5 protein-coding genes are annotated in these 4,086 nt (G+C 66.3%); all 5 read right to left on the bottom strand.

The window, feature by feature from the left end:
* Positions 1–349, bottom strand: a 349-nt coding sequence (locus tag KDB67_RS11535) for a YciI family protein (RefSeq protein WP_291015850.1), incomplete at its 3' end; no start/stop codon positions are given.
* 44 nt (positions 350–393) lie between these two features.
* Positions 394–1,122 (bottom strand): NUDIX domain-containing protein, encoded by a 729-nt coding sequence (locus KDB67_RS11530; RefSeq protein WP_291015848.1) that lies wholly within the window; start codon positions 1,120–1,122, stop codon positions 394–396.
* A complete protein-coding gene (locus tag KDB67_RS11525) occupies positions 1,119–2,234 on the bottom strand; it encodes an AAA family ATPase (RefSeq protein WP_291015846.1) in 1,116 nt (371 codons plus the stop codon). Before KDB67_RS11525 ends, KDB67_RS11530 begins: the two co-directional genes overlap by 4 nt.
* A complete protein-coding gene (pnuC, locus tag KDB67_RS11520; protein WP_291015845.1) occupies positions 2,231–2,875 on the bottom strand; it encodes a nicotinamide riboside transporter PnuC in 645 nt (214 codons plus the stop codon). The genes KDB67_RS11525 and pnuC overlap by 4 nt, the downstream gene beginning before the upstream one ends.
* A gap of 170 nt (positions 2,876–3,045) precedes the next feature.
* Positions 3,046–3,738, bottom strand: coding sequence for a hypothetical protein (locus KDB67_RS11515; protein ID WP_291015844.1), 693 nt, complete (start codon positions 3,736–3,738; stop codon positions 3,046–3,048).
* Between the last annotated feature and the right edge of the window lie 348 nt (positions 3,739–4,086).

Raw genomic sequence — 4,086 nt, 5'->3', positions numbered from 1 at the left:
TACCACCCGGGCCCGGTGCCGCCGACAGCCGGGCCGCCGCCTCGTAGGCGCGTTGCTGCGAGTCGACGTCGATCACCATCCAGCCCGCGATCAGGTCCTTGGTCTCCGCGAACGGGCCGTCGGTGACCGGTGGGCGTCCTTCACCGTCGTACCGCACGAAGGTGCCCTCCGGCGACAGTGCCTGCTCGTCGACGAACTCGCCATTGGCCTTGAGCTCGTCGGCCACCTGGCGCATGAACGCGATGTGCGCCTCGACCTCGTCCGGTGTCCACTGATCCATCGGGACGAGGCCGCCGGGGGCGATCTCGTGGTCGCCGCGGTAGTGCTTGAGCAGCAGGTACTTGGCCATGATGTTCTCCTTGGTCCGAGGCGGCCGGTGTGCCGCCGTCAACCCTAGGACGGAGCCGCCCGACGGTTCTCGACATCGGTTTGGCCGGCGGGTGTCGCCGCAGCTCCTGGCCGCGTGGGTTCCGGGCTCGTCCACTCCCACACCAATGGCCGGCGGCCCGGGCCGCCGGCGTCGGTTGCCGGTGCGGACGTCAGCCCGGGATGCGCCGCCAACGAGCGTCGCAGATTGGATTGGTGGACAGCTTCGTTCGTCACAGCGCCGGTCAGGCGCGCGGCATCGGAAGTGGCGAAGCGCGGCCCGGTGAGGGCGCGGGTGACGGCGTCGTCGAGCCAGAGTCGGGTGCGCAATTGCCGGAGCGCTTCGGAGACCAAGAGGTCGTGATCGAAGGGCAGTCCCGTCAGGTCGCCGGCGGGCGTCCACCTGAGGTCCGCGTTGTCCGCAGACTCTCCGGCGTCGATGACGGCGCAGAAGGCGATCGAGATCGCGTGCCGGCGTGGATCGCGGTCGGGTCCGTCGAACGCGCCGATCTGGAACAGCGCACCCACCGAATCCGGACCGATTCCCGCTTTCGTCTGCAAGCTCCGCGTGGCGGCGTGGATCAACGATTCGCCCGTCCCGAGCAACACACCGGGCAGCGCGAACCGCCCGGTGAACGGCTCGAACCGGCGTCGCGCCGAACCGATCAGCAGCCGGACTCGGGACCAGCGGACCGGAACCACGTCCACCGCGATCAACGGTTGGTTGCGAATCGTTTCCTCGACGTCCCTGGTCATCCCAGTACGGTCCGATCGGCCCACTCCGGTGAGGCGAACGTCGTGGTGCGATTCCACAGTGCGTCGACCGTCCGGATCGCATAGGCGAGACGTTCGTCCCGGGTGCCCCTCATCAGGACCCACGGATGGCCGCCGGCGGTCAGCTCATCGGTGAACCACTCGTGCATCGTCGTCCGAACCGACTCGCCGTCGCGCCAGCCGTCCTGCTCGAAGGGCACGCCATCGTGATCGGTCACCAGATACAGCCGTCGCGGCGATACCTCGGGGACCCCTGCGGTGGCTGCGGCCGCACTGCCGGGACCGAGGTAGCGTCGCTCCCACACGGTGGTGGCGAAGGCATCGGTGTCGGCGATCACCAACGGATGCGCCTGGGCGGCCATGTCCTCGCGTGCACTCTGCTCGGTCGCGATGTGAGAGAAGTGCCCGGGTCGCCACGTCAGATCCTCAACCGCCGGCTTCGGTTGGCCGGCACGCCTCGCCTGGTCGGTGGCCTCGTCGTACAAGGCGTAGGTGAACTCGCGTCCGTACTCAAGGACCCGACGCATCGCCTCGTTGCCGGGGATTGCGCGATAGTGGTCGTACAGGTCGGCGGCCAGGGTGCTGGTTCCGGTCGATTCCGCGCCGACCACCACCACTCGGGTTGCTAGGCCGAGCCGAACGGGAACGGGGAGCAACTCCCAGCGCCCGACGAGGTCGGCGCGCACGGCAGTGCCGCTGACCCGCACCCCCACCCGATCGGGGTCGAAGAGTTCGCAGTCGCTTCGCAACTCGGCGGCCAAGTGCGGGCCGTACCCCTCGCTCGACACCACCACGTCCGGGTTGGGGAGGTGGTTGACCCGCAGGGTCGCGGCGATCACCGCGCTGTGGGCCGCCCACGCCGAATCCGAGTGGTAGTCGACCGGCGCGTCATCGACGACACCGACAACGGTCACGTTCGGCAGGGCGCTACAGCTCGCGCGCAGCCAGTCGATCCGATCGCCCAGTGCGATCGACTCTTCACGCGCAGCCATCACCAGGACGATCGCCCGGTGATGCCGCGCTGCGCGGTGAATCAGGGCGAGGTGACCATTGTGCGGTGGGTAGAACTTGCCGATCACGAGTGCGACGCTCATGCCGCGACCTTCTCGTCGGCTGCGGTCTGGTCGGCGAAGTCGGTGCGCCAGCGGCGCAGTCCGTCGATACACAGGGCAAGGAATCCAGTATAGAGCACTGCCGTCAACCACAGTCCTTTGTGCGCATAGAGCGGAATCGACACGACGTCGACCGTGATCCACACCCACCACTGCTCAAGGATCTTCCGCGCCTGACCCCACGTTGCCAGCAGCGACGCGGTCAGGATGAAGGCGTCGGGCCAGGGCACCGTCGAGTCCGTGTGGACGTTCAGCAGTTGCGCGACAACTACCGTGCCCACGCCGACGGCCAGTACGCCACCCACGGCTTCGGCGGCTCTGGCGCGGCGGACGGGCAGTGTCGCGGGTGCGACATCGCCTCGCCGCCACTTCCACCAGCCGTAGGCGCCGACAGCGGCGAAGGCGATCTGCAGTGCTGAGTCGGCGTACAGCCCCGCGCCGAGGAAGAGCACGAGGAAGACGATGTTGTTGGCGATGCCGACCGGCCAATTCCAGGTGAACTGCCGGGTCACCGCCCACACGCAGAGCGCGCCGGTGACGAATCCGACTACCTCGACCACCGCGAAGGATTGTCCGGCTACGGCGAACGCCTGGCTGTTCAGCCAATCGACAATGACGGTCATGACCACCTCTCCAATAAAACTCAAAATGAGTTTATCAGACGGTGAATCAGCGGCCATGGGTAGCCATCTGCACGAGACCGGCGTCGTAAGCGAGTTGTGACAGCGCGCTGTCAGATCTCGGTGAGCTCGACGTGGCGGGTCTCGAGCGCGAGCCGCGGCGAGATCCTCGATCAGTTGGCCACGCGGCTGATCACCTCGTACCAGCTGTCGCTACCCCCGACGTAGTCGGTAAAGGCATCGACGTCATGGAGGCCGAGTAGCAGCCGGACGCGCCGAGGATCGATTCGTCCCCGATCATCCTCGGTGGCGAAGCGCCGTCGCAGTTCGGCATTGAGCTTGCTATGTCGCCCCGTCTCGAGAATGCGCCGGAGATCGGACGCGACCCGGTCACGGTGTTCGGCGCGTTGCGCAGCGTGGGCCGCCACCTCAGCGGAATAGTCGCGCGGGTGGAACTTGCGATCGAGTGCCCAGTCGACGCGGAAGTCGGCGTGGGTGCTGACGTGGTCTTTCGACATCAGCGCAGTAATGAAGGCCATCTGCTCGCGGAGCGGGGCCGCGCGCAGTTTCTCGTCGGCCGCGACCGTACCGATCGCCCAATTGCGCAGTGGCCCGACGTTGCCACGGGCTCGGCGTTCCCAAACCATCTCGGCCATATTCCGAGTTGCATCGCCTTCATCGAAGTCGAGATGGATGTCGGCCCCGATGTCGGCGTTGAAGATCTGGCGTGCGACGGAGAACGAATCCCGCTCGCGGGAACGGTCCCGCTTGTGGATGATCCGCCGCTGTGCGCGGGTGCGCTTGCCGCGGGCGGAGGGCAGCACGAAGTGCTGCATGTCTTTGATTTTCTGGTCGTGGTTACGCACGACTGACTCCTTGGAGCCACCAGCGCCGAACAGGCTTGTTCGGCTGGCGTTCTGGGGCTAACACAATCGCTTCGGCATTGCCAACCTCCTTCTGAAGAATCTCGGTACGAGCAGTCTGCTGAATGTGCCTGTGCGGCGCAACTGAATTTCAATCACGAGGTGTTTCAGCGGGGTGCGGGCCGTGATGATGCAGAAGCCCGCTTCGCACAGGCGAACTTGGCCTTCTCACCGGCCGTCAGTTCATCGGTGAACCACTCGTGTGTTGTCATCGGAAGACGATGTTGTCGGCGATGCCGACCGGCCGGTTCCAGGTGAATCGTTCTGTCAGGTCGCGCTACTCGTCTGGAG

It is taken from the genome of Gordonia sp. (in: high G+C Gram-positive bacteria) (assembly GCF_020438995.1).
GTDB lineage: Bacteria > Actinomycetota > Actinomycetes > Mycobacteriales > Mycobacteriaceae > Gordonia.
This window is presented reverse-complemented; position numbering and strand designations above follow the sequence as displayed.

What these genes read in the sequence shown, in the direction of transcription:
- KDB67_RS11525 (WP_291015846.1), bottom strand. Translation starts at nt 2,234, where the DNA reads ATGAGCGTCGCACTCGTGATCGGCAAGTTCTACCCACCGCACAATGGT.
- KDB67_RS11530 (WP_291015848.1), bottom strand. Translation starts at nt 1,122, where the DNA reads ATGACCAGGGACGTCGAGGAAACGATTCGCAACCAACCGTTGATCGCG.
- pnuC (WP_291015845.1), bottom strand. Translation starts at nt 2,875, where the DNA reads ATGACCGTCATTGTCGATTGGCTGAACAGCCAGGCGTTCGCCGTAGCC.